Source organism: Micrococcales bacterium (assembly GCA_016703125.1).
Classification (GTDB): Bacteria; Actinomycetota; Actinomycetes; order S36-B12; family UBA10799; genus JADKAV01.
Genome location: JADJCR010000005.1, coordinates 163,929 through 189,803 on the forward strand (window position 1 = coordinate 163,929; position 25,875 = coordinate 189,803).

17 protein-coding genes and 4 pseudogenes are annotated in these 25,875 nt (G+C 68.0%); 14 read left to right on the forward strand and 7 right to left on the reverse strand.

Going from position 1 to position 25,875, the window contains the following annotated elements; translation table 11 throughout:
• Positions 1-51 precede the first annotated feature (51 nt).
• Positions 52-1,284, forward strand: a complete 1,233-nt coding sequence (locus tag IPG68_09990) for an MFS transporter (protein MBK6763568.1) — start codon at positions 52-54, stop codon at positions 1,282-1,284.
• A gap of 85 nt (positions 1,285-1,369) precedes the next feature.
• Positions 1,370-2,068, forward strand: coding sequence for a DUF3071 domain-containing protein (locus IPG68_09995; GenBank protein ID MBK6763569.1), 699 nt, complete (start codon positions 1,370-1,372; stop codon positions 2,066-2,068).
• 10 nt (positions 2,069-2,078) lie between these two features.
• On the opposite strand, the pseudogene IPG68_10000 reads toward IPG68_09995, so the two are convergent.
• Positions 2,079-2,653 (reverse strand): annotated as a pseudogene (locus IPG68_10000) (phosphodiesterase).
• 64 nt (positions 2,654-2,717) lie between these two features.
• Positions 2,718-5,405 (reverse strand): GNAT family N-acetyltransferase, encoded by a 2,688-nt coding sequence (locus IPG68_10005; protein MBK6763570.1) that lies wholly within the window; start codon positions 5,403-5,405, stop codon positions 2,718-2,720.
• 191 nt (positions 5,406-5,596) lie between these two features.
• Here IPG68_10005 and IPG68_10010 point away from each other — a divergent pair, with 191 nt between their 5' ends.
• The 4 genes and pseudogenes from IPG68_10010 (at position 5,597) to IPG68_10025 (ending at position 11,154) form a co-directional block, all read left to right on the forward strand.
• Positions 5,597-5,749: a hypothetical protein gene (locus tag IPG68_10010; protein ID MBK6763571.1), complete on the forward strand. Its 153-nt coding sequence runs from the start codon at positions 5,597-5,599 to the stop codon at positions 5,747-5,749.
• A gap of 149 nt (positions 5,750-5,898) precedes the next feature.
• Complete coding sequence (locus IPG68_10015) at positions 5,899-7,035, forward strand: glycosyltransferase family 39 protein (protein ID MBK6763572.1); 1,137 nt, start codon at positions 5,899-5,901, stop codon at positions 7,033-7,035.
• Between the two features lie 84 nt (positions 7,036-7,119).
• Positions 7,120-9,544: pseudogene (locus IPG68_10020) on the forward strand (DNA topoisomerase IV subunit A).
• Positions 9,545-9,657: 113 nt separating this feature from the next.
• Complete coding sequence (locus tag IPG68_10025; protein MBK6763573.1) at positions 9,658-11,154, forward strand: trypsin-like peptidase domain-containing protein; 1,497 nt, start codon at positions 9,658-9,660, stop codon at positions 11,152-11,154.
• Between the two features lie 12 nt (positions 11,155-11,166).
• On the opposite strand, the gene IPG68_10030 is transcribed toward IPG68_10025, so the two are convergent.
• On the reverse strand, positions 11,167-11,904 hold the full coding sequence (locus IPG68_10030) for a polysaccharide deacetylase family protein (protein ID MBK6763574.1): 738 nt from the start codon (positions 11,902-11,904) through the stop codon (positions 11,167-11,169).
• Between the two features lie 127 nt (positions 11,905-12,031).
• On the opposite strand from IPG68_10030, the gene IPG68_10035 reads away from it, so the two are divergent.
• The 3 genes and pseudogenes from IPG68_10035 (at position 12,032) to IPG68_10045 (ending at position 14,072) form a co-directional block, all read left to right on the forward strand.
• Positions 12,032-12,580 carry a thioredoxin family protein gene (locus IPG68_10035; GenBank protein MBK6763575.1) on the forward strand — a complete coding sequence of 183 codons (549 nt, stop codon included), beginning with the start codon at positions 12,032-12,034 and terminating at the stop codon, positions 12,578-12,580.
• Positions 12,565-13,553 (forward strand): annotated as a pseudogene (locus IPG68_10040) (NAD(P)/FAD-dependent oxidoreductase). The gene IPG68_10035 and the pseudogene IPG68_10040 overlap by 16 nt, the downstream one beginning before the upstream one ends.
• 15 nt (positions 13,554-13,568) lie before the next feature.
• Positions 13,569-14,072: a carbonic anhydrase gene (locus tag IPG68_10045; protein ID MBK6763576.1), complete on the forward strand. Its 504-nt coding sequence runs from the start codon at positions 13,569-13,571 to the stop codon at positions 14,070-14,072.
• A 9-nt stretch (positions 14,073-14,081) separates the two neighbouring features.
• On the opposite strand, the gene IPG68_10050 is transcribed toward IPG68_10045, so the two are convergent.
• Entirely contained in the window at positions 14,082-16,148 is a 2,067-nt protein-coding gene (locus IPG68_10050; protein ID MBK6763577.1) for a type IIA DNA topoisomerase subunit B, read from the reverse strand.
• A 164-nt stretch (positions 16,149-16,312) separates the two neighbouring features.
• Between IPG68_10050 and IPG68_10055 the strand changes: the two genes are divergently transcribed.
• Positions 16,313-16,519: a hypothetical protein gene (locus IPG68_10055; protein ID MBK6763578.1), complete on the forward strand. Its 207-nt coding sequence runs from the start codon at positions 16,313-16,315 to the stop codon at positions 16,517-16,519.
• A 26-nt stretch (positions 16,520-16,545) separates the two neighbouring features.
• Here IPG68_10055 and IPG68_10060 read toward each other — a convergent pair whose 3' ends face one another.
• Positions 16,546-17,322: an enoyl-CoA hydratase/isomerase family protein gene (locus tag IPG68_10060; GenBank protein ID MBK6763579.1), complete on the reverse strand. Its 777-nt coding sequence runs from the start codon at positions 17,320-17,322 to the stop codon at positions 16,546-16,548.
• A gap of 78 nt (positions 17,323-17,400) precedes the next feature.
• On the opposite strand from IPG68_10060, the gene IPG68_10065 reads away from it, so the two are divergent.
• Together IPG68_10065 and IPG68_10070 are read left to right on the forward strand one after the other, a co-directional pair.
• Positions 17,401-19,224, forward strand: a complete 1,824-nt coding sequence (locus IPG68_10065) for a fibronectin type III domain-containing protein (GenBank protein ID MBK6763580.1) — start codon at positions 17,401-17,403, stop codon at positions 19,222-19,224.
• Positions 19,225-19,240: 16 nt separating this feature from the next.
• Positions 19,241-21,346, forward strand: coding sequence for a fibronectin type III domain-containing protein (locus IPG68_10070; protein MBK6763581.1), 2,106 nt, complete (start codon positions 19,241-19,243; stop codon positions 21,344-21,346).
• A gap of 9 nt (positions 21,347-21,355) precedes the next feature.
• On the opposite strand, the gene IPG68_10075 is transcribed toward IPG68_10070, so the two are convergent.
• Positions 21,356-22,057 (reverse strand): HNH endonuclease, encoded by a 702-nt coding sequence (locus tag IPG68_10075; GenBank protein ID MBK6763582.1) that lies wholly within the window; start codon positions 22,055-22,057, stop codon positions 21,356-21,358.
• Between IPG68_10075 and IPG68_10080 the strand changes: the two genes are divergently transcribed.
• Complete coding sequence (locus tag IPG68_10080; protein MBK6763583.1) at positions 22,015-22,407, forward strand: hypothetical protein; 393 nt, start codon at positions 22,015-22,017, stop codon at positions 22,405-22,407. The genes IPG68_10075 and IPG68_10080 overlap by 43 nt on opposite strands.
• Positions 22,408-22,738: 331 nt before the next feature.
• A complete protein-coding gene (locus tag IPG68_10085; GenBank protein ID MBK6763584.1) occupies positions 22,739-24,559 on the forward strand; it encodes a radical SAM protein in 1,821 nt (606 codons plus the stop codon).
• Here the strand turns inward: IPG68_10085 and IPG68_10090 are convergent.
• Positions 24,547-25,873: pseudogene (locus IPG68_10090) on the reverse strand (RNA polymerase sigma factor). The gene IPG68_10085 and the pseudogene IPG68_10090 sit on opposite strands and share 13 nt — an antisense overlap.
• Positions 25,874-25,875 lie beyond the last annotated feature (2 nt).

Here is a 25,875-nt window from a genome sequence, read left to right on the forward strand (position 1 = left end):
GTGCCCATAGCCGCGCCGGGCCCGCACGTCCGCCGGACTACATTGGATGAAGTGTTCGCCACCTACGCCGACGTCCTGCGCACCCCCGGTGCGCCGTCCTTCACCTCGGCGGGTCTGGTCGGACGCCTGCCCATCTCGATGATCAGCCTCGGCATCGTCCTGCTCGAGACGTCGCGCGGGGTTTCCTACGCGGTGGCTGGGACGATCGCAGCCAGTTTCGCCGTCGCTGCCGCGGTCGGTGGACCGGTGGTCAGCGGTTTCGTGGACCGCCATGGCCAGCACCGGATCCTGCCCTGGGCGGTAGCCGCCTACACCGTGTTCATGGTCGGGCTCATGGCCGCCCTGGACGCCGGCCTGCCTCTGTGGGGGGTTCTGCCGCTGGCCGTCGGGGCAGGCATGATGATGCCCAATTTCGGTTCCCTGGTGCGCGCCCGCTGGGCGTACGTCCTGCCCGGCTCCACAGGCATCCACGCGGCGTACGCCTGGGAGAGCATCCTCGACGAAGTCGTGTTCGTGGTGGGTCCGCCGCTGGCCACCGTGCTCGCACTGCAGGTACACCCGGCCGCCGCCCTGGTCGTGTGCGTGATCCTCGTCCTGCTCGGGACGGGCTGGCTGGTGCCACAGCGCCGCACCGAGCCCAAACCCCACGGCGCCTCGCGGCGTATCGGGCGAATGGCAGTCCTGCAACCCGGCATGCCGCTGCTTTTCCTCGCGTTCGTCTTCGTCGGCGGCATCTTCGGTTCCTTCGAGGTGGTGACGGTGGCCTTCGCGCAGGAGAAGCAGGCGACGTCGGCCACCGGGGTGCTGCTGGCCATCTACGCATTCGGCTCGCTGCTGGCGGGTTTTACCTACGGCGCCCTGCCACCGCCGGCGTTCCACGGCCGGCGGATGACCGCCATGCTCACGGTGATGGCCGTGGTCACGCTGGGATTCCCCCTGGCCCCCACCGTCGTGGCACTGGCCCCCGTGGCGTTCCTGGCTGGACTGTCCGTGTCTCCGGTCCTCATCTCTGGAACGGCCCTCGTGGAGCGGATCGTGCCCAGCACCCAACTCACCGAGGGCATCACATGGACGAGTACCGGGATGGCCCTCGGCTTGGCCCTCGCCACGCCGGTGTCCGGCGTCATCATCGACGCCCACGGGGCCCACGTCGCCTATCTCGTGACGGCCGGGTGCGCCGTGGCCGCCTGCGCAGTCAGCTGGATCGGCGGGCGCAGCGTGCACCGCGCCGAGGAGCACGCCCTGGAGGTCATCGCGGCGAAGGCCGCGGTCCGTCCGGCGTGAGACACGCCGCGCGGTGAACCGGCGCGTGCGGCCGGGTCTGCCACACTGACTGCAGTCACCACACGAGACCTGGGGGTCGACCCGTATGCGGGAATTGCAGTTCGAAGGACTGTCCGACGACGGCAGCCACATGGTGCTCGTCGACAGCCGCGGCGTGCAGTACTGCCTGCCCATCGACGACGGCATCGCGTCTGCGGCCCGCCGCGGCCTCCAGCGCAACGCTTCGCGCACCGCTGCCCCGGCCATCACCCCCCGTGACATCCAGGCCCTCGTGCGCCAAGGCCTCGGGATCGAGGAGGTCGCTGCGCGCACCGGTCTGGCCGTCGACTTCGTCGAGCGGTTCGCCGAGCCGGTGCTCGCAGAGATGGACTTCGTCATCCAGCGCGCCCGCCGGCTGTCGATCCACGCCGCTGGCCAGCAGGTCCTGGTGGACGATCTCGTCGACCGGGCCGCCCGCCGGGCGGATGTCCCCGCCGAGGAACTCCAGTGGTCCTGCCGCAAGATCGAGGACGGCACGTGGCGCATCGACGCCAGCACCACCGACGAGGAGGTGCTCAGCCTGATCTTCCGCACCAGCGAAGGGACGCTGGCTCCGGCCGATGCTGCCACGGCCGACCTGCTCAAGGCCCGCCGCGTGGTCGACGTGACCGACGACGGGCGACCGGCGCTGCCACAGCATTGGGACGCCCAACACCCGGCGGCGAAAGCGGCCGTCCGCAGCGCGCAGTCGGCACCGGTGGCAGTTCAATCGCCGCTCACCGACGACCCCAGCCGCATCTTCTGACGCTCTGGCCTCAGCCGGAGGTCGCGGCGATCAGGGAGGCGGCGAAGCGTATGGCACCGGCGACGACGTCGTCGCCGTCGGCGGCCCGGGACACCCGCAGGCTCCAGTCGTCCATGGCCAGCGCACCGGTGTACCCGTGATCGGCCTCACACTGGGGGTCCCCGCATGTGGCCGGCTCCAAGTCGATGCGACTGATGCTCCCCCAGTTGACCGTGAGGACCACCTCCGTCGGCAGGTCGCCGGGCCGGAAGTGCGCGGGGTTGTCCACAACCTCTGCACCACCACGGGGCCGATCGCCGCCAACGGCACGGACTCCGTCGTGGAGGTCGCCTGCACTGCACCCTCGGGCTGACCGTCGGTGTGCTCATCGACGTGCACCACCAGCAGTCGGGTGTCGGTGAGCAGGAGCACCGTTATGTGCCGGCGGATCTCGTCGGCGCGGTCGAAGGTCGTCTCGTGCTGCACGATGAAGTCACGGACCGGCTCGGCGCTGATGGCGCTGTCGAGGACATCCTGCACCACGTCGGGGTAGTAGCCGGTGCGCTCGATCGCCTGTCGCAAGGTGGGGCGGGTCGGAAGTGCCATGACATCCATCTTGACACTGCCGCCGAGGTGGCGGGCACGTCACATGTGCACAGCCGTCAGCCACTCATCCCGGCAAGCGGCGCGCCTCAAGGTCGGCGCGGATCATGACCGGCCCGCACCACGCCCCGGCGCCGACTACCGACAGGCTGCGGCCCGACACGATGATGGGGTTGAGTTCCAAGCGAGTGATCTCCGGTAGGTCGTCGGCCAGTTGCCCCACCCGGTGGATCACACCGGCGAGCAGTTCGATGTCCACGGGGGCGAGTTCCGGTAGCCGAACAGCAGCGGCGGCCTTCGGGGCCTTGATGAGGTCGTCGACGTCGCGGTCCGTCAGCGGTGGGATTCGGAAGCCTCGGTCCTGCAGCAGGCGGGTCACCTCCCCGGCGATCCCGAAGGACACCACCGGCCCGAACAGCGCATCCTCACGCTTCTCGACCACGCAGGCCACGCCGGCGGGGGCCTGCTGCTGCAGGATGAGCCGCTTCTGAGCCTCCGGGGGCAGGGTGGCGATCAGCGACAGGTAGGCGGTGCGGACCGACGCCTCGTTCTCCAGGTTGATGCGCACTCCCCCGAGATCGGGGCGGTGCACAAGTCCCGGGTGAGCCGTCTTGATCACCACCGGATACCCGATCTCGGTGGCCACCGCGACCGCTTGCGCCTCACTGGTCACCACATAGGAGTCCCACAGGTGGATCCCGTAGCACTGCAGGATCCGCTGGAGGTCGTCGTTGTCCATGGGCACCAACGACTGCTCGCCGTGCAGGGCCACAGCCCGGTCCCGGACCTCCTGCATGATGGTGCGGGCCTGGCGCGGTGAGACGTCCGGCAGGACCGGAACACTGCCGCGGGGGGTGTCCAGCCACCTGGCGTAGGAGACCAGTGTCGCCAGCGCCTTGACTGCGGGTTCCACCTCGTGGAAGACGGGGACCGAGCCGCGGCCGGGCAGTCCGTGCGGCCCTTCCACCGGGATCACCCGGCGGTCGTGGTCCTCAGCCATCAGCACGGCCAGCATCGGCTTCGTGGACTCCTCGGCCAGATCGCGCAGAGCATCTCCGACACTCGGGTTGTCGCCGCGCATCACCGGCACGTGCAGGACGATCACGGCGTCGGTGTCCGGGTCCCCGATCGCCCCCTCCACGGCCTCGCGCAGTTGCCCGACGGCGGTGTCATGGTGCAGCAGCACGGGATCGCCGGCGACGTCGAGTCCGTTGGTCTCGCAGGCGTCGGCCGTGAGCACTCCCAGTGCGTCGCTGTTGCCGACGATGGCCACCCGGCGACCGCGCGGCAATGGCTGGAACGTCAGCAGGCTGGCCACGTCGAACAACTCCGACAGTGAGTCCACCTGCATCACGCCGGCCTGCTCGAACATGGCGTCGATGGCCGCCGCCGGCAAGGCCGTGCGCCGCACGGTGTGGCCCAGTGGCAAGGACTGCGTGCTCCGGCCAGAACGCACCGCGACGATCGGCTTGCGGGCGCCGAGCCGACGAGCCACTCTGGCGAACTTTCGGGGGTTACCGATGCTCTCCAGGTACAGCAGAACGAGGTTCGTGGACTCGTCGTCCTCCCAGTACTGCAGGAGGTCGTTGGCGGACACGTCGGCCCGGTTGCCCGCCGAGACGAAAGTGGAGACGCCCAAGCCCCGGTCCCGCGCGGTCATCAGCAGGGAAACCCCCAACGCGCCGGACTGCGCGAAGAACCCGATGCGGCCCCGCAGGACGGGCGACGGGACGAGGGACGCGTTGAGTTGCACATGCGGATCGGTGTTCATGATCCCCAGCGCGTTGGGCCCGATGATCCGCAGCCCGTTGGCCCGCGCGTGCTGCACGAGGCGCCGCTGCAGGGCCCTGCCTTGGGAACCCGACTCGGCGAAACCTGCGCTGACCACGACCGCGCCCATGACCCCGGCGCGCCCGCAGTCGCTGATCGCATCCAGCACCTGCTCGGCCGGCACCGCGATGACGGCCAGATCGATGGGTCCCGGCGCCTCGCTCACGCTCGGGTAGCAGGCCACGCCGGCGATCTCATCGACCTCCTGGTGGATCCCCACCAGCGGACCGGTGAACTCCGCGTCACGCAGGTTCTGCAGCAGGACATTGCCGACCGTTCCCTCCCTGCGACTGGCGCCCACCAGGGCCACACCGCGAGGTGCGAGCAGTGCCGCGATGGAGCGGGCCTCGGCCCGGTGCTCGCGGGCCTGCATCACGTCGCGCGACGACTGGGTGGGCTTGATGTCGAAGTGGAGTTTGACCACGCCCTCGTCCATGGCCTGCGACGGGGTGTACCCCGCTTCCTCGAACGTGGCCAGCATGCGCCGGTTGGTGGGCAGGACCTCAGCCACGAATCGCGTGATCCCACGCTCGCGCGCGGCCACCGCGAGGTGTTCCAAGAGGATGGAGCCGAGCCCGCGGCCCTGATGCTCATCACTGATGACGAAGGCGATCTCGGCTTCGGCGCGGTCGATGCGGTCGTAACGGCCCACCCCGATGATCCGGCCCGCGATCAGCGCGAGGATCGCCACCCGGTCCACGAAGTCAACGGTGGTGAAGCGGCGCACATCCTTGTCGGTGAGCCGGGGGTACGCGGCGAAGAATCGGTAGTAGACCGTTTCCGCGGACAGGCTCTCGTGGAACGCGGCCAGCGCCTCGCCGTCCTCGGGGAGGATCGGGCGCAGGTGGCAGATCCGCCCGTCGCGCAGGATCACGTCGGCCTCCCAGTGTTCGGGGTACTCCTCCGACACCGGGTGCGAGGTCATGGCTACACCGTAGCGATGGCCCGTCGCACGCGCCGATTCAGCGACTGTGGATCCCCGGCGATCCGACACGCCGGGCAGCGCTAAGATGTTTTCGAGTTGCCGTCCGATTCACTTATGAATACTTTGTCAACGGCCGATACTCCGGTCGTGGGAAAGAACAGCCCACCTAGAGCATGTAATGGAGGTGCCTGATGACCGCCGATTTGGGCCTTCTGCGCGAACGAGAGCAACTGCTCGTAGCCCGTATCGCCGCCACTGACGACCCGTTCTTGCGCGACAACCTGCAGAGCGACCTCCAGATGATCGTTGCGCAGATCGACGCGATCGCGAACTCCGCAGCCTGATCGTCCCGGCAACGTTCCACACCTGTCATACAGGCGTCACCTCCGGGGATCTCCTGCAGTCCAGCCCCGCACGGCATCGATGACCGCACCGCCAGACCTGGCGTTCCATGACGCAGTAGGTTGGTCCTCACGTTCCACGGGAGTCACTAGTGCGCCGGCCTGGTTTGTCCTACGTGCTTGTCGCAGTACTGGCGTTCACCGCGACGCGAGTGGTGTCGCTGGCGGGCACCTTCCTCGCGGTCCCGGACGGCCAGTCATTCCTGCAGTTGCTCACGCTGACCTGGGATCCCCGGTGGTACCAGGCCATCGCCGCCCACGGCTACGATGACGCCGCTGACCTGTCGCCGCAGTTGCGCGTCCTCTGCCCCGATCACACCCAGGTTGGTTGTGCGCGCACACCTGATCGCCACTCGAACTTGGCGTTCTTCCCGCTGTTCCCGGCCGCCATCAGGATGTTGTCCAGTGCCGGCATCGAGCCCTTGTTCGGGGCCCTGGTGCTGGCGACTACGGCGTCACTTGTGGCATCGGCACTCATCGCACTCATCGCCAGGGACGTCTTCGACGAGCGGGCAGGGGTCATCGCCGTCGCGCTCTGGGGCGCCATGCCGGTCAACGTTGCTCTGTCCAGCGGGCGCCCGGAGTCCTTGTTCGTCGCCCTCGCGGCGGGCAGCCTGTGGCTGCTGGCCCGACACCCCGTGTGGGCCGCGGTACTGGCAGCACTGGCCGGCCTCACGCGCTTCCAAGCGATCGCCGTCATCGTTCCGGTGATGGTCGCCGCCTGGGTGCGGCCGAACCGGCTGACGACCCGATTGGCGGTCACCGCGATCGCCCCGCTCGGTCTCCTGGCATTCCTCGGCCTGGTCGCCCACCGCACCGGTCGGCTCGACGGCTGGCTGGCAGTGCAGCAGGAATGGCAGTCCGTGAGCGATTGGGGGGCTTCCAAAGTCCGCTTCCTCCACGAGCACCTCCTGCATGGCCCTCCGATCTTCCAGGTGGCGGCGTGGACGATCGTGGCTGCCTGCCTACTGTTCGTGGCGTCTCTGGTGCTGCGCTTGCCCTGGCCGCTCAACATGTACTCGGGGCTACTCCTCGCCGGTGTGATCGCCCAGGCGTCCTACCACCCGCACAGCATGCGCTTCCTGCTCATGGCATTCCCTCTCGTGTTCCCGCTGGCCGCATGGGGTCGCCGATTGCCCACCTGGCTGGCCGCTGTCGTCCTCCTCGGCCTGTGCGTCGCCTCTACCGCCTTCCAATCGGGGCTGTGGCCCAACCAGATCGACTTCTGAACTGGGTGCCTCGCGACGCGGACGCGCCGACACCATCCACACCCGATGCCCCCTTCGCCGCCGATGTCGCGCTCCTGAGTGAGAATGAGGCCCATGGCCTCCGGCACCCTGATCCCTCCTGACGAAGGACACGTGACGGACATCGACGTCTCCGTCGAGATGAAGTCGAGCTTCCTCACGTATGCCTACTCGGTCATCTACTCCCGCGCACTGCCGGATGCCCGCGACGGCCTCAAGCCCGTGCAGCGCCGGATCCTCTACGAGATGGGTCAGATGGGCCTGTGGAACGACCGCGGCCACGTCAAGTGCGCACGAGTCGTCGGAGAGGTCATGGGCCGCTTGCACCCCCATGGCGACTCGGCCATCTACGACGCCCTGGTACGCATGGCACAACCCTTCTCCATGCGACTGCCCTTCGTCGACGGCCACGGGAACTTCGGGTCCCCGGACGACGGTCCGGCTGCGATGCGGTACACCGAATGCCGCCTCTCGGCGGCTGCTCGCCCGATGCTCGACGGGATCGACGAGGACGTTGTGGACTTCGTCCCGAACTTCGACGGCCGGGAGGTGCAGCCCGATGTGCTGCCCGCGGCCATTCCCGCACTGCTGGTCAACGGCACGACCGGCATTGCCGTGGGCATGGCCACCAACATGGCACCGCACAACCTCTCCGAGGTCATCGCGGCAGCGCGCCATCTGCTGAAGCACCCGCAGGCATCCCTGGAGACCCTCATGCGCTACGTGCCGGGCCCGGATCTGCCCACGGGCGGGCAGATCATTGGACTGGACGGGATTCGGGACGCGTACGCCACCGGACGGGGTGCCTTCAAGATCCGGGCCACCGCGCACGTGGAGTCCTTGACCCCGCGAAAGCGCGGGATCGTCATCACCGAACTGCCCTACGCGGTGGGCGGCGAGCGCATCATCGAGAAGATCAAGGAACTGCACGACGCAAAGAAGATCACCGGCATCACGGCCGTCACCGACCTGTCCGACGGAGAGCAGGGCACCCGCCTGGTGATCGAGGTCAAGAGCGGCTTCAACCCCGACGCCGTGCTCGCCGACCTGTACCGGCTGACCCCACTGGAGGACAACTTCACCATCAACGCCGTGGCCCTGGTCGGCGGTGCGCCACGAACCCTGGGCCTGCGGGAGCTGCTGCAGGTGTTCCTCGACCACCGGGTCCAGGTCATCCTGCGGCGCAGCCGGTTCCGCCTCAAGAAGGCCCAGGAGCGCCTGCATCTCGTGGACGGCTTGCTCATCGCCATCCTCGACATCGACGAGGTCATCCAGGTGATCCGCGGCAGTGATGACACCGCGACTGCCCGCGAGCGGCTCATGAGCATCTTCGACCTCACGGTCGAGCAGGTGAACTACATCCTCGAGATGCCACTGCGCCGCCTGACGAAATTCTCCCGGATCGAACTGGAGGCCGAGCGTGACGATCTGCACGCGAACATCAGCGCCCTGGAGGAGTTGCTGGCCAGCGACGAAGTGTTGAAAGCGACGCTGGATGCGGAACTGGCCGAGGTTGCTGACACCTTCGGTACCCCGCGGCGGACTGTGCTGCTCGACTCCGCGGGTCCCACCATCGCCAGTGCCGATCTCGAGATCCCGGACGAGGCCTGCCAGGTGCTCGTCAGCATCACCGGCATGGCTGCGCGGACCGCGTCGGCTGAGCCCCCACACGCCGGCACCAAGCGCGTGGCGCACGACGCGTTGCTGGCTGTGCTGCCTGCCACCACCCGGGGCCAGGTGGCCGTCGTCACGTCAGGGGGCCAGGTCGTGCCTCTGGAGGTGGTCGACCTGCCCGCGCTGCCGGGCACCGCCGACTCCCCCTCACTCAAGGCCACGGTGCAGGTCAAGGAATTCCTGCATCTGCCGCCGGACGCCGACGTCGTGGGAATTGCGACCTACGGGTCGACCCTGACACTGGTGACCGCGATGGGGAAGGTGAAGAGGTTCGTCGTCGAGCCGGGCAGCAGACAGGCCCTGGCCATGGACGCGAAGGACGAACTGGTCGCCGCCTTCGCTGCAGACGAGGCGGCGGATCTGGTTCTCATCAGTTCCGCGGGTCAATTGCTGCGCACCGGGGTCTCGACAGTCCCGGTCCAGGGCGCCGGGGCTCGCGGGGTCGCCGGCATGCGCCTGAAAGACGACGCTCGGGTCGTGGCGGCCGGCGCTGGCGCCGAACGGACGCTGGTGGTCACGGTGGCCGGTACCGGGGCGGCCGCCACATCCGTCAAGGTCGCCGCACTGAGCAGCTTCCCCGCACCGGTCGCGACGGGTCGGTGTGCGCTGCCACCGTCTGCTGGCAGCAGAATCCGCGCTGCTCACCGCGGCGGTGGGCCCGGCTCCCCTGGCCTGCTCCCCCAGCGGCAAACCCCTGCCACTGCCCGACGTGGACGAACGCCGCGACGCCTCTGGCACCGCCAGTCCGGGGGCGAAGATCCTAATCGGTCAGGCGGCAGCGGCCCCGGATGCCGTCGACGCAGTCCTGTTCGACTGAGCGGCTGCGTATGTCGGGTATCACCGGCCCCGACCGCGGTAGCCTTATGCGATTCGGGCCACAGGGGTGTGCCGCCCGCATGTGACGAGAGGGAGCCCATGTCGACTTCAAGGATGCGCCTACGAACAGTTGCCGCGACACTGTTCGCGGCGGTCGTCTGCCTGGTGCCCGGCCCGGCCCTGGCCGCGGGGACCGAGGACACGCCACCCGCCACGCCCCTGGAGGAGGTACAGGCCCGCGTCCAGCCGGCGGTGGTCTACGAGGAGGTGACCTGGACCGGCTTCGTCTACGACGAGACGAACAAGCAGTATTTCACCGAGGACCCCTTCACCGCGACGTTCCAGTGCACCGGATTCGTGGTGAATCCCGATGGCTACATCGCGACCGCCGGGCATTGCGTCGACTACGACGCGAGCATCCGCGAGGCGATTCTGACACAGGTCGTGGAGTGGGCTTACAACAACGACTATTACCAGGCCACCCCGTCGATGGACACCATCGCGACTTTCGCGAAGAACTGGCGCATCGACGGCGCCAAGACCGAGGGCACGCCCGACCTGACGGTCAACGTCGCCTACGGAGTCAGTGTCTCCGGCGAGCCCTCCGGCAAGGCGCTGCCCGCGCGCGTACTCGCCAAGCGGTCGTTCGACCAGGGCGATGTGGCCTTGTTGAAGATCGAGGCCCGCGATCTCACCGTGGTGCCACTGTCGGACAACGCAGACACCGGTGTCGGCACGCAAATCGTGTCCGTCGGCTACCCCGCTTCCGTCGACCTGGTCACCGATGCCAACTTCAACCCGAGTTTCAAGGAGGGCGCGATCAGCGCCGAGAAGACCGTCTCAGGTGGTCTGCTCCCGGTCTACGAGATCAGTGCAGCGGTCTCCGGCGGGATGAGTGGTGGACCCACCGTGGGTCTGGACGGCGACGTCATCGGTGTGAACAGTTTCAAGATCGAGGGTGAGACCCAGCCCTTCAACTTCGTGCAGCCTTCGCAGAACCTGCGGGAACTGATGCGCGGCGAAGGGGTGGACAACACCCTCGGAGAAGTCACCGACCTCTACCGCGCCGGACTCGCCGCATATTTCGACGGGAACCGGGAGGAGGCCATCGCGGACTTCGAGCGGGTGCTCGACCTCGTGCCGAGCCACCAGTTCGCCCAGGAGTACCTGCGCAAGGCGCAGGACCTGCCGGAGAGTTCGGGGTTGTTCTCGTCACCGCTGCTGTGGATCGGTCTGTTGGTGCTCGCGCTCGTCGCGGTGGCAGTGGTGATCGCGATCGTCGTCAGTCGTCGCCGCAAGCCGGCAGCCGTGACCGCGGGCATCCCCGGAGCGACCCCAGCACCGGCTCCGGCGGCTGCCGATCTCACCCCGCCCCCACCGCCGGCATCGGCCACCCCGCCATCAGCGCCGGCAGTGGCCACTCCCCCGCCGCCACCCGAGCCGGGGCCCACGCAGCCGACGGAGGTGCTGCCGCCCGCTGAACCGGCTGAGCCCGAGAGCCAAGGCGCTGCCGACACCGGCGAGGAGTCCGGGGACCGGTTCTGCCCCAACTGCGGCAGACCGCACGAGGCCGATGACCGGTTCTGCCCCAAGTGCGGGCACGCCTTGTAGGAGGCGGCCGCGTCAGCGCGATGACTCGTCGGACCGGCATGCCGGCACGGCCCGCAGGCGCCACCCGTGCTTCTTCCACCACGGCAGCAGCCGCTGCACGGCAGTGACTGTCTGAGCGTGCGTGTCGTGCATGAGGATCACGGCACCCGGCTTGGTGGCCTTGCGCAGGCGCGCGATCGTCCACGACAAGGGATGCGGCGACCAGTCGTCGACGTGCGCGGTCCACAGGACCGGCTGGAAGCCCACCCCGATGGCTGCTCTCGCCACTCGCCCATCGATCAAGCCGTAGGGCGGGCGCATGCAGGGGGCCATCGGCGAGCCCACCGCCCGTTGCGTGCTGCGCAATTCGCTGCGGACACGCTTGGTGCGGACCTGCGTCAGGCGCGGATGCCACCAGGTGTGGTTGCCGATGGCCTGCCCGTCGCGGTGCATGCGCCGGATCTGCGCCGGATTGCTCCTAGCCGGACCACCGGCGACGAAGAATGTTGCGCGCGCCCGGTGGCGGTGGAGCGCCCCGAGCAGCCGGGGAGTGTGCGCCGACGGCCCGTCATCAAAGGTGAGGTACAGGACCTTCTCATCGGTGCGAGGGCCCACGGCCGCGCGGTACCAGCCGGGCGGGTTCGGCACTCCCCTGCGCATCGCGGCCGGCCCGCCCCCCTTGTTCCACTCGACGTCGACGGTATTCGCAGCGGGCAGTACGGGCGCCACCACGACGACTGCCCCCACCACAGCCCCCACGACCCACGGCATGCCTCCACACTGACACGCCGTGCGGGACCACGTCGTCGATGGACCCTTGAATTCACCTGCTTGTGCTGCCGGCGGGCACCGGCCGTGACTACCCGTGCCAGCGTGGGTGGGCGACTAGGCTCGAATCATGGCCCTGCAATCCGGAATGGTGCCTCTTGGCGCGCCCTTGCCCGAAGCCACCCTCCTCGATCTCGACGAGACCTTGGTCGATCTGCACGAGTATGCGGAAGGGCACCCGCTGCTGGTGGTCTTTGCGTGTAACCACTGCCCGTACGTCAGATGGATCGAGCAGGACCTGGGCCACGTCATCGCCGCAGCCCCCGAATTGCGGACCGTGGCGATCAACCCCAACGACGCAGATGCGTATCCGGAGGACTCCCCGGAGGGGATGCGGGAGCAGGCGGCCCGTGCCGGCTGGGACTTCCCATACCTGATCGACGCGGAACAGACGGTCGCTCGCGGCTTCGGTGCTGTGTGCACCCCCGACCTCTTCCTCTACGACCGGGCTGGCGTGCTGGCGTACCGGGGGGCGTTCGACGGCTCCACGCCGAAGAACGGGCAGCCCCGCACGGGCGAGTTGCTGACCGCCGCGATCCAGCACGTCCTTGCCGGCCAGCCGGTCCCCGAGCCGCACCGACCGTCCATGGGCTGCAGCATCAAATGGCGGCAGTCGTGAAGCACACCACCGACATGCTCATCATCGGGGCCGGGCCGGTCGGCCTCTACGCAGCATACTACGCGGGATTCCGGGGGTTCCGGACCGTCGTGTGCGACACCCTGCCCGAGATCGGTGGCCAGATATCGGCGATGTACCCGGAGAAGCTGATCTATGACGTGGCCGGCTTCCCGGCCATCCGGGGCCGCGACCTCGTCGAGGGGCTGGCGCAACAGGCTGGTTCCTACTCCCCCGATTACGTCCTGGGCGATCAGGCCGTCTCGCTGGAGCAGACCGGCGATGGGGTACTGGTCACGACGGAGTCAGGGACCTCGATCAAGGCAACGGTGCTGTTGATCACCAGCGGCATCGGCGCCTTCCGCCCCGCCCGTTGCCCGCCGCGGACGAGTTCACGGGGGCCGGGATCGTGTTCTTCGTACCCAAACTGGACGCACGCGGGCCAGGACGTCGTGATCGTGGGGGCGGCGACTCAGCTTTCGACTGGGCCCCGTCACTGCATCCGATCGCCGCCAGCGTCACACTGGTCCACCGCCGTGAGGCCTTCCGCGCCCACGCCGGCACCGTGGACAAGGTCCGCGAACTCGGCGTGCGCCTGGTGACGTCCAGCGAGGTGACGGGCATCGAGGGGGCGGACTACGTGACCGGGGTGCGCGTGACGCACAAGCAGACCGGTGACGAGCAGCGACTGCCCGCGGACGCCGTGGTCGCGGCCCTGGGCTTCATCGCCTCCATCGGCCCCCTGGCCGACTGGGGCATGGAGCTGGACAAGCGGCATCTGACGGTCGACACCACCATGGCCACCACCCTGCCGCACGTGTACGCCGCCGGGGACATCGCGACCTACCCGGGCAAGGTGCCACTGATCTCGGTGGGGTTCGGCGAGGCCGCGCTGGCGGTCAACAATGCCGCCCCCCTGATCGACCCCACGCACGGCGTCTTCCCGGGGCACTCCTCCGGGGAATCGTCGGCCTAGGTACATTCGAAGGCGATGAACACGTCGAGATTCGAGGATGTGCTCGCGGGCAATCGGGAGTTCGTCCAGGACCACCACCACTCCGGGCTGTCGGGCCGTGCCGCCAAGGGCCTGGCGCTGATCACGTGCATGGACTCGCGCATCGACCCACTGGCCGCCCTCGGCATGCACGCCGGGGACATGAAGATCCTGCGCAACGCCGGTGCCCGCGTCACCGACGATGTCCTTCGCACCCTGGTGCTCGCCACGTACCTGCTCAACGTGGACCGGGTCATCGTCATGCCCCACACGGACTGCCGCATGGCCAAGAACACCGAAGCCCAGGTCCACGACGCCATCCTCGAGGAGCACGGCGTCGACACCCGGTCGCTGGAGTTCCGGACGATCGACGACCCGATGACCACCCTGCGCGCTGACGTCCAGCGGATCCGGTCGTTCCCGTTCATCCCCGACAACGTGGTGGTGGCCGGCGCGATGTACGACGTGGCGACCGGCGCCTTGGAACTATACGATTTCTGAGGCGACGGCTCAGACGTCCAGCATCTCCCGGTCGAGTTCGAGCGAACCCTCCACGATGAACTCCCGGCGTGGGCCCACCTCGTTGCCCATCAGCATGCCGAACACGTCGTTGGACGCTGAGGCGTCCGAGACCGTGACCCGCCGCAACTGCCGCCGGGCCGGGTCCATCGTCGTCTCGCGCAGTTGTGAGGCGTCCATCTCCCCCAGACCCTTGTAGCGCTGAATCGGGTCCTTGATGCGCTGTCCCCGCCTCTGCAGATCCGACACCACCTTCTTCATCTCCTCGTCGGAGTAGGTGTAGCGGATCTCGTTCCTCGCCCCGGGCTTGATGATCTCCAGGCGGTGCAGCGGCGGGACCGCGGCGTATACCCGTCCGGTGTCGAGCAAGGGTGTCATGTACCGGTGGATCAGCGTGAGCAGCAGCGTCCGGATGTGAGCGCCGTCGACATCAGCGTCCGTCATCAGGATGATCTTGCCGTAGCGCACTTGCTCGAGGTCGAACGTGCGGCCCGACCCGGCACCGATGACCTGGATGATCGAGGCGCACTCGGCGTTCTTGAGCATGTCGGCCATCGACGCCTTCTGCACATTCAGGATCTTCCCGCGGATCGGCAGCAGGGCCTGGAACTCGGAGTTGCGGGCGGATTTGGCCGTCCCCAACGCGCTGTCGCCCTCCACGATGAACAGTTCCGTGGAGTCGGTGGCGCTGCTGCGGCAGTCAGCCAACTTGGCAGGCAGAGCCGAGGACTCCAGGGCGTTCTTCCGGCGCTGCACATCCCGGGTCTGCCGCGCGGCCAGCCGGGCACGGGCCGCGTTGGCCACCTTGTCCAGCGCCGCCTTGGCATTTGCTTTCTCCCCGCGGGGCGGTTTTGTGAACCACTCGGTGAGTCGCTTGGCGACCACCCGGGAGACGATGCCGGTCACCTGTGGAGTCCCCAGGACCTCCTTGGTCTGCCCTTCGAACTGCGGCTCAGCCAGGCGCACCGTCACGACCGCCGTGAGCCCTTCCAGGATGTCGTCCTTGCCGACGGCGTCCTCACTCGCGCGCAGCACCCGCGCAGCCCGCAACTGCTCGTTGACGGTCTTGGTCAGGGCCCGGTCGAAACCGGTGACATGCGTGCCGCCCTTGGGCGTGGCGATGACGTTGACGAACGAGCGGGTCACCGTCTCGTAGCCCGTCCCCCAGCGCATCGCGATCGACACCGTGCAGGTGCGTTCCACGTCCTGTGTGCTCAGATGGCCCTTGCCGTCGAGCACCGGCACGTGCTCGGTGAAATGCCCCTCGCCCTCCAGTCGGATGATCCCGGTCACCGGCTCGTCATCGGCGAGATAGTCGACGTACTCCCCGATCCCGCCCTTGAAACGGAACGTCTCCTCGAGGTGGTCGAACTCGTGGCGCACGTCCTGGACATGCAGCGAGAGGTCAGGTACGAGGAACGCGGTCTGCCGCGCACGGTCCCACAGTGCGTTGCGGTCGAACGTGGTGTCCTTGGTGAAGATCTGGGGGTCGGGCCAGAAGCGGATGCGCGTCCCGGTCCGCGTCTTGGGCACCGAACCCCTCGGGTGCAGCCCGGCCTTGCGAGTGAAGGGCGCGTCAGGGCCCTCGCCGTCGAAGATGCCGGGCACTCCGCGGCGGAACGACATCGCGTACGTCTTGCCCGCCCGGTCCACCTCGACGTCCAGTCGGGCCGAGAGCGCGTTGACCACCGAGGCACCCACCCCGTGCAATCCGCCCGCCGCCCCGTACGAGCCGCCGCCGAACTTGCCACCGGCATGCAGTTTGGTCATGACCAGTTCGACACCGGTCAGCCGGGACTTCTTCTGGACGTCCACGGGGATGCCGCGCCCGTTGTCGCGGACCTCGACACTGCCATCCGGGTGGATCACCACGTCCACCGTCGTGCAGAAACCGGCCAGCGCCTCATCCACAGCGTTGTCGATGATCTCCCAGACGCAGTGCATCAGACCGCGCGAGTCCGTGGATCCGATGTACATGCCCGGACGCTTGCGGACCGCATCCAGACCCTCGAGAACGGTCAGCGCGTCAGCGGAGTAGGTCGCGGTCTTCGTGGGCACTCATCCACAGTAGAGGCCGACTACCCGGTCTACGGCCAAGCACCCGCGTGTGTGGATGGATTCGCTTGCCGCGAAACACAGTTAATCCTTGATGCGGGAATCCCCGATGCTTGTAACAGTGTTAAGTACGGTGAAGGGCAAGTTACCGCGAGGAGGTGGTTCCAGTGATGACGACACTGACGCCCAGTCCGCTGACGGCCAGCGACCGGTGCGACCGGTGCGGGGCGCAGGCCTATGTACGGGTCGTTCTCAGCTCCGGCGGTGAGTTGCTCTTCTGCGGTCACCACGCACGCAAGCACCTCCCGGCGCTCGAACCGCTGGCGGCGACCATCCATGACGAGACCGACCGCATGGACGAGAGCGCGAACTGAGGTCTGACGCTCAGCGCCTCTGACGCTCAGTGCCCCCGGAATTCCGGGGGCCGGCGTTCTTCGAAGGCCTTGACACCCTCGGCCAGGTCCTTGCTGGTCCACGCCCGGGCCACCGTCTCGTCCACCCGGTGGGCCACCTCGGGCGGCAGATGAGCATCCGACAGTTCCGCCAGCGCCGCTTTCGTGGCGGCGATCGTCAGCGGCGCATTGCGGATGATCTTCTCGGCCCAGGCGCGGGCGGCGGGTTCCAGGTCCTCGGCCCGCCCGACCGTCTGGGTGACCGCACCGAGCTCGAAGGCCGTCTGCATGGTGATCGGCTCCGCGGTCAGGAACATCCGTGCCACGATCTGCGCCGGCAGGCACGCCAGGAAGCGCGCCACACCTGACGGGGGGTACCCCACGCCCAACCGCGCGGGGGTGATCGCCATGCGGGTATCTGCGGTGGCGACGATCAGGTCACAACTGAGCACCAGTTCGCACGCGCCGCCCCACACATCCCCGCCCACCTCCGCGATGGTCGCGATAGGCAGCCGGCGGAAGTACTCCAGGAAGCCCTCCAACGGGTTGGCCCACACGTGTTCGGAGGCCTCCAGCGGGATCTCACTGATGTCGTGCCCGCTGGACCATGTGCCCTTGACCGGCTCCGCCCGCACGATGGCGACCCGAACACCTTCCAGCACCGCCTTGGTGAGGATCGCCCGCGCCTCCTCCAGCATCGGGGTGGTCAGCCGGTTCCGGCTGGCGGGGTCGCAGAAGGTCATACGCAGGACGGCACCGTCGCCGTCAGTGGTCCACTGGCTCACGGACACCGAGTCTATGGCTGTGGCACCCGGACGACCCACGCCAGTCAAGGGTCCGGTAAATCGTGCCGAAGGAAAAGCGTGGCCTCCATCCTGCTCCGAGTAGCAGCTGCGGTGCTGGCGCCGGTCGTCGCGCTCACCGTAGCCAGTGCCCCCACCCAGGCTGCCAAGGAACCTCCGGGACCCGTGATGGTCGGGCCCAGGGACCATGCGAAGGTCCAGTACCCGAACTTGAGGTGGCGGCCGGTGTCCGGCGCCTCGCTGTACGAAGTGCAGATCGCGCAGGACCGTCGGTTCGCGGACATCGTGGAGACCATCAAGACCGGCGCCACGCAGTTCATCGACACCGAGCAATGGCCCGCCGCGTCGTACTGGTGGCGGGTACGCGCACTAGCCGAACCGCCGACCCCATGGTTGAAGACCCGGTGGTCGAAGACCCGTGAGTTCACGCAGCGCTGGATGGTGCCCGACGCCCACAGCGGAGCCCGGGAGCTGGCCAGGCCCGACAAGGTCACTGTGGAGGATTTCCTGCCCGATCCGGGCGTGCAGGCGCCCATCAACGCCATCCAGATCTCCTGGGAACCTGTCGCCAATGCGTCGTACTACGTGGTGGAACTCGATCCGGCCTACGACATGGATCCCGACCTGGTCCCCTCGTACTCCCCCGAGGACTCCGTCGTGTGCCTGACACCGCACACGGTGCTGACGCCGAACATCGAGTCGGTGACCCTGCCCCAGACAGGTCCTACGTCGCAGGGTGGCCCCGGTCTGAGCCTGATCGACGATGTCGGCGACTACGGTTGCCAGATCGAGGCCGGCAACTACTGGGTGCGTGTGCGCGCCGTCGATCTCACCAGTGCCGGCACGGAGAATTACTCGCTCTGGTCCGACGAAGCCCGGCGGGCCACAGAGACACCACCCGGCCCGCAGTTCTTCACAGTCAACGGCGACCCCATGAAGGGGACTTCGGGACGTGAGCCCGCTCGACTGCTGGCTCCGGCTGACGGGACGGTGTTCCTCGACGCCCCGGTCATGGCCTGGGAACCAGTGGACTGGGCCACGAGTTACAAGGTGGTCATCGCCGCCGATCGCAACTTCACCACCGAGGTGGGTCAGTACTCCACGACCAACACGCGGTTCATCCCATTGGAGCGGATCCCCGAGGACAACTCCGAGCGTGCCTACTTCTGGTACGTGGTGCCCTGTCAGGGCGACGACGCCATGGACGCATGTGTGTCGTCCAACAAGGTCGTGCATCGCACCGGGGCCTATCGCTCGTTCAAGAAACTGTCGCCGCTGACGCGGACGGACCGGGCGAAGCGGTTCGGCCCCTGGTCCCGGGTCGGGTGGGCGCCGTTCAGCCGTACCGCCATGAAGGTGAACAAGAACCTGCGTCGTTCCTACGACTCCATCGGCGGCATCGACGGATACGAGGTCCAACTGCGCAATGTCGGCGGGGATTGGCCGGAGACCGGGGTCCTGACCGATCTTCCCGTGTACATGCAGTCCGAGACCGAAGCAGCACCGGGCCCGCGCCTGTCCTTCGGGCAGCGGTACGAGTGGCGCGTGCGCATCGTGGATGGCAGCGGGCAGGCCCGGCCTTGGAGCGCGACACGTTCCTTCCGGCTGCGAGTGGCCGAACCTGGTCAGCCCAAGCACCTGCGGGCGGTGCGCCAGGGCAAGCGGGTGACCCTCACCTGGGAGGCTCCGAAACCCCGCTACTTCCCGGTCGAGGGGTACCAGGTGTTCTACTCCCGCAACGGCAAGCGCTGGAAGCCCCTGAACACTGTAGACCGCCTGCGTGCTGCCTATCGGGTCAGCACGAAGCAGAAGTACTGGTTCATGGTCAATGCGGTCAGTCGTGGTGGTGAAGGCCGGCCCGCGAAGGTCTTCGTGCCCAGGTGAGAGGACGGATGGTGTGATGAAGCCCCGATGGACGGCCGCCGCGATCCTGGTTGCCGCAATGGCCCTGGTGGCGCCTCCAATGACCGCGAACGCCGCGACCCTGCCGGCACCGACCTCCTCGACACCCACCGCCGGCGCCACCGTCGACCAACCGGTCTTCGCCTGGTCGCCGGTGACGGGCGCGGATCGCTACGAGATCGAGGTGGCCCTTGATGACCAGTTCGTGACGGTCACCGATCCCGGCGATGAAGCGGTGCCCCGCGGGGTCCACGGCACGACGTATGTGCGCACGTTCAGCTATACGGCCAAGACCCACTACTGGCATGTGCGCGCCGTTGCGGCCAACGGCGACGAGGGCGCGTGGAGCGCGACACGGGAGTTCACCCGCAGGTGGACGAACACCGACGAACCGGCCGGTGCCGCCGCAGCCAGTCCGGGTTCTCGCGTGGAGAACGTGCGCCTCGTCAGCGGCGGGAACACACCCCCGCTGAACCGCGTGGCCATCACCTGGGATCCGGTGCCGGGTGCTTCCCACTACGAGGTGGAGATCGATCCCCTGAGCACCGACGTGATCGACGGTGTGGTCTGCAAGACACCGCACTCCGCGTTCGCACCCCCGTTCGAGAGCAGCTACGCACGCCGTTCAGCCCTTTCCAGTTGCGCGACTGTCCAATCCCCCGTCCGCTCGTGGGTCGGGGCAAGTGAGTGGTCCAGCCCGGGCCCCGACCAGGTGGCCATCCAGAGTGATGACATCCAGACCGGCGATTTCGTCTACGTCCGGTTCCTCAACGAAGCCGGGGACCAGGTCGTCGTGGACCCGTTCCCTGCGACTGTCACATCCGTGGGCGGGGACCCGCGAACCTTCACCGTGACGGCACCGACCATTCCGGGCGACCCGGATGCCCAGGCGCAGTACTTCCGGGTCGCTCTGCCGATGGAGTCGGGGGCTCCCTACGCGGTGCGCGTCCGGGCGGTGGACGTGGGCACCGGGCCCGACTACCCGGGTACGACCATCTACGGCATATGGTCCAACCAGCGCCCCGAGCCGGGTGCTCCCCTGGGCTCATGGCTCACGTTCACCGTGACCGATCCCGTCACCGGTTCGGGCGTTATGTGGTATCCGGCCATGCCTGACGAACTGTCCATGTCGGGCACAGACGTTCCGCTGCTCAGCTGGGAACCTGCCGCCGGCGCCGACGGCTACGCGGTCACCGTCGCCCTCGACGGAGACTTCACGAACCTGATTGCGACCTACCAGACCAGGGCGGCCATGCTGGTCCCCCCCGAGACGTACGACGACAACGGCCCCAACCGCAGCTACTACTGGCACGTCGAACCTTGCGTGTACGACAGCATCGCGGAGGACGACCTCATCTGCCTCGTTGATGATTACGCCATCAACGACCCGGCGTACGTGGGTAGGTTCTCCAAACACAGCGCTCCCGCCGGGGACCTGAGCGCCACGTCCACCGACGGTGGGAGAAATGCCGTCTTGCGGTGGGGGGACGCGCTCACAGCGTCCCAAGCCCTGGACTCCTCCTTCAGCCCAGGCGGGGTCATGAAGTACGAGCTGCAATACACGGCTACCACTTGGGCCGCAGCCAGGTCCGTCAAGACGGACAACCTCGCCTACGGCACAAGCGTCGACACTCCGCCTGCCCCCGGGACCTACCGATGGCGGGTCCGTCCCGTGGACGGGCAGGAAGTGCCGCTGGCCTGGGCCGTCGGTCCCGACTTCACGATCGGCGCACCCGCCGATGCACCCGCCGACCCCACAGAACCTGCGCCCACCCCGTCAGACCCGCCGCAATACCAGCAGCCCTCTTTCCCGGGAACAGTCACGCAGAACCCGCCTGCGGCGCCGGGCAAGCCACGCGTACAGCGCTGGGGCAAGAAGTTCGTCAAGGTCCGCTGGCGGGCCGCTGAGGAACACGGCTCGCCGGTTGACCGGTACCTCGTATACCGCTCCACGAACGGAACGTCGTTCAAGATCGTCAAGCGCACCACGGAGACCGCCGCGAAGATCAAGGCACAGCGAACCAAGACGTCGTGGTTCTACGTCATCGCCCAGTCCGACGCGGGACGCAGCAAGCCGAGCCGCACCGTCAAGTTCCCGCGCTGATCTGCTCGGTCAGGCGGTGCGGGGTGGTGCGCGGCTGGTGGTGGGGGTGATGTGGGGGATGCCCTGGTTCATGGTGATGGTGTAGTGGCCGAAGTGCAGGTCGTGGTGGCATGTCTGGCACAGCAGGACCATGTTGGACAGGTCGGTTTTCCCGCCGTGGGCCCAGTGGTGGATGTGGTGGGCCTGGCAGTAGCGGGGGGCCCGCCCGCAGCGGATGCAGCCGCGGTCGCGGGCGATCAGGGCCCGCCATTGGGAGGTGCTGGCCCCGCGTTTGCCGCGGGCCAGGGCCAGCGGCACGAACACCCCTGCCCGGCGGGTGCCCAGGATCACCGACACGATCGCGGTGCAGGTGAGCAGGTCGGACATCCGGGTGCCCAGCACCGACTCGTCGTCGAGTTGGGTGTGGTCCCCGGCGGACAGATCTTCCAGATCGACGAGCACGCTGACCTGGGACACCCCCAGCGGGTGCCGGTTCGCCGCCCCCGCGGCCACCAGGTCGCCCAACGCGTCGGCGCGGCGCTGTTTGGGGGTGCGGGGTCGTCGCGGCCGGTGCGGGCCATCAACGGGGCCAACGCGTCGCGCAGGTTCGCCCCGGCGACCGGGTCGAGGTACCCGTCGAGGCGGAACATCCCGTCCGGGGTTTCCGACAGCGACAGGCTGCGTTTGGCGTGCAGCGCCTGGGCCTGGTCGTCGCGGGCCTGCGGGCGGCACTGGTCGGCCAGCAGCCGCAGGAACCGGCGCAACTCGGCCGGTTCGACCTGTTCGGCGATCGTGACCACCTCGGCCTCCAGGTCGGCGAAGGTGGGGATCCGGGGGCTTTCCGCGGTGATCACCCCCACATGCGCCGCGGAGATCCGCCCGGCCCGGAACGCCGCATGCACCACCGGCAGGTGCTGCAGGGCATTCCCGCGGGCCACCAGACCCGAACCGGTCTGCGGATTGGCGCCGGTGGCCACCGCGACCAGCATCCCGGTGCTGCCGGCGTGCAACACCCGGGCATCCGCGTGCTCATCAGCGGCGGCCGCGAGGTCGGCCAGGTAGGCGTCGAACCGGTCACGTAACCGGGCCGCCACCGCCATCGACCCCGCCCGCTGCTCCGCGCACAACCACTGCGGGTCCGGCAACCCATCCACCAACCCGCCGATCTCATCGAACACCGCAGGATGCTCGGCGGGCAGTTCCGCGGCCAGCGACAACCGCCGGGCCACCTGCCGCGACACCTCGAACACCACCACCACCCCCACCGATTCGAACAGTACGAACCTACCCACGGGGTACGACAAACACCACCACCAGACGACCACCTGTGATCGCGGGTGACAACGAACCGCTGATCTTGCCGTCGTGGGATGGCCGTCGGCGTCGTCCTGGCGCCGGTGCCACAATGGAGTCATGCCCCAGCCGCAGGCGGTGGGTCTGCGGCCGTCGGAGGTCATGGCATCGTTCGACGGCGCTGTCGGCGCTTACGTCCACGTACCTTTCTGCGAATGGATCTGCCCGTTCTGCCCCTACAACAAAGTCCTCGCCCGGGCTGATCTCGCCGACTCCTACTTCGCGGCGTTGCTCGACGAGATCGACATGTACAAGGTTGGCTCCCCCGGGCCGTTCGTCTCTCTGTACGTGGGTGGCGGGACGCCGACCTTGTATCCCGATCGCCTCGCCGAAGTCCTCGCGAGGATTCCGGTGGCGGGCGAGCGGGCGATCGAAGTCCTCCCCCTGCATGGCACCACCGAGCGCCTGAAGACGCTGCGGGACATCGGCTTCACCGCGGTGAGCATCGGGGCGCAGTCCTTCCACGACCCCGTCCTACGGCACCTCCGCCGACCGCACGACGCGGCAATGGCACGGACCGCGATGGCCAACGCCCGCGAACTGTTCGACTGCGTGGACGTCGACCTGATCGTGGACGTCGCCCTTGAGGAACCGTCCCAGCACCCCGGCGCATTCTTGGCCGATGTGCGGGTGTGCTTCGAAGAGGGCGTGGATCAGGTGAGCACCTACCCGCTGATGCGGTTCGGCTACACGCCGTTCGGCGTGGCCCGCCATGACCGCCGGCGCGAACACGCGGTCTTGGCCGAGGTCAGCGCCCTGGCCGCGAAAATGGGGTACCAGCGGCGCTCCGTGTGGACGTTCAACAGGATCGGGGCCGCGTCGTACACCTCGATCACCCGTCGGCGTTTCATGGGCTTCGGCGCTGGGAGTTCCTCCTTCGCCGGCCACGACTTCTACGTCAACCACTTCGGCCTGCTGACTTACATCGACGCGGTGGCATCGGGCGAACCACCCCTGGCCCGTTGGCTGCACCTGGGGAGCCTGGGCGGCATGGCGTATGACGCCTTCTGGCAGGCCTATGCCGGCGCGATCCGCCCGTCGTCCCTGGCGCAGTCCTACGGCGGCTGGGTGCGACTGCTCCGAGCGGCCATGGCTCCCCTCGTCGCTGCCGGTCTGGTGCGCCCGGATCACGGGACTTACCGGCTGACGCCCCGCGGGTTCGACCGCTACCACGATGTGGAGCGCTGGGTCACCTATCACTTCATCGAGCCCTTGTGGGCCGAGATGTTGGCCGAGCACAAGGCCGAAGGTTCGCATGTGCCGTGGGCGGAGACAGCACACGCACGTGCCGGACGGGGTGGCGCTTGGTGGAGCGGCACACCAGCCGGCACGTCGGTCCCGGGTGGCGTGATGGCGCCCGGTGATCTCCTGGCGCCGCTCTACGACCCGGCGATGACACTGTCGGGCTGGGGGCGAACGCGCCGCCGACTGGTAGTCGGCGTTTCGGGCTCAGTCCTGGATGTCGGGTGCGGCACCGCCGCCGCCGCCGCGGACGTCGACGACTACACGGGCCTGGACCGCAGTTTGGCCATGCTCGCCCAGGGGCGCTCGGTACGGCGCGTGTGCGCCGACGCGGACGCGATGCCTTTTCCGGACGGGCGCTTCGACATGGTCGTCAGTTCGGCCTTCCTTGGCCTCCTGGCGCCCGAGAGGCGCAGGCTCATCTTGCACGAGATGGCCCGGGTATCCCGGGGGCACATCCGGATTCTCGAACCGCTGGCGCCACTGGGGCAGGTGCGGCGCACCGTGGCTCTGAGCCGGCATCCTCTGCAGTTGGCGGAACTGACCGCTGCCGGCTGGCACATCGACGCGGTCGGCCCCTCGGTGTACCTGGGGACCTACACCCTGGTGTGCGCAACCCCGGCGGATCAGTCCAGGTAGTCCCGCAAGACCTGACTGCGGGACGGGTGGCGGAGTTTGCTCATCGTCTTGGACTCGATCTGGCGGATCCGCTCACGAGTGACGCCGTAGACCTTGCCGATCTCGTCAAGGGTCTTCGGCTGGCCGTCGGACAGTCCGAAGCGCATCCGGACCACTCCTGCCTCACGCTCCGAGAGGGTGTCCAGAACCGACTCCAACTGCTCCTGAAGGAGGGTGAAGGACACGGCATCCGCGGGCACGATGGCCTCGGAGTCCTCGATGAGGTCACCGAACTCACTGTCGCCGTCCTCGCCCAGCGGCGTGGACAGCGAGATGGGCTCACGGCCGTACTTCTGGACTTCCACCACCTTGTCGGGGGTCATGTCCAGTTCGGCGGCCAGCTCCTCCGGGGTCGGCTCCCGACCGAGGTCCTGCAGCATCTGCCGCTGCGCGCGCGAGCTTGTTGATGACCTCGACCATGTGCACCGGGATGCGGATGGTACGGGCCTGGTCGGCCATGGCACGGGTGATCGCCTGCCGGATCCACCACGTGGCGTACGTGGAGAACTTGTAGCCCTTCGTGTAGTCGAACTTCTCGACCGCACGGATCAGGCCCAGGTTGCCCTCCTGGATGAGGTCCAGGAACAGCATTCCGCGACCGGTGTACCGCTTCGCCAGACTCACCACCAGTCGCAAGTTGGCCTCGAGCAGGTGATTCTTGGCCCGGCGGCCGTCCTCGGCGATCCACTCAAGCTTGATCCGGGTCTCAGTGTCCAGATCCGGGTTCTCCGCCAACTTCTCGTCGGCGAACAGGCCCGCCTCGATGCGCTTGGCCAGTTCCACCTCCTGCTCGGCGTTGAGCAGAGGGACCTTGCCGATCTGTTTCAAGTAGTCCTTGACGGGGTCCGCGGTGGCACCTGCCTGCGTCACCTGCGCGACCGGCTCGTCCGAGTCGTCGCTGTCGGAGAGGGTGAAGGTGGCCTCCTTCTCCTTCTCCTTCTCCTCCTCGATGCCCTTCAGGTCCTCTTTGAGTTCCTTCTCCAGGTCCTGCTCGAGTTCCGCGGCCTGGGTGAGCTCGGTGGGAGATACCGGATCCGCCTCAGCGGTCTTGCGACCTCTGGCTGTGGCCTTCTTGGCCGGTGCCTTCTTCGCGGCCGCCTTCTTCGCGGCCGCCTTCTTCGCTGTGGGTCCGCTGGCCGCGGCCTTGGCGGCGGGCTTGGCCGCGCTCTTCGCCGGAGTCTTCTTCGCCGCCGTGCCGGTGGGCTTCGTCGGCGACTTCTTCGCCGGCGTCGCTTTGGCCGCGGAGGCGGCCTTCTTCGACTTCACAATCGGCACGT